We start from the raw sequence: 395 nt of genomic DNA on the forward strand, positions 1-395 counted from the left end.
CCGTATCCTTCTGGAAGATGTAGCCGAGGGAGGGCGGAAGTTCCCGGCCGACGACCTTGCCGTTCACGAGAACGCGGCCGGCGCTCGGGTCGATGAAGCCTGCCATCATGTTGAGCAGCGTCGACTTACCGCAGCCTGAAGGACCGACGATGCAGACGAACTCGCCGCGCTCGATCGTGAGCGAGACGTCGCCGATCGCGCGGATTTCGCCACCGCCCTGCGGCGACGGGTAACTCTTCCCGATTCCGTCGAGGACGATCATCTGCGCGGTCTCAGGCCGTCCGGGCCTTCTTGAGGAAATCCATGTTGATCGCCTGCTTGTAGGGCACCTTGGCGATCTCCTCGTCCGTGAACTGGCGGCCGCCGCCCATTATACCGAGAAGGCGGTTGTAGCT

The 395-nt window shown here is 63.3% G+C and carries 1 protein-coding gene; it reads right to left on the bottom strand.

Features of this window, described 5'->3' with window-relative positions; genetic code table 11:
- Positions 1–262, bottom strand: a 262-nt coding sequence (locus tag AC2JF9_RS10190) for an ATP-binding cassette domain-containing protein (RefSeq protein WP_500727530.1), incomplete at its 3' end; no start/stop codon positions are given.
- Positions 263–395 lie beyond the last annotated feature (133 nt).

The organism is Lactobacillus sp. C449L, assembly GCF_059900815.1.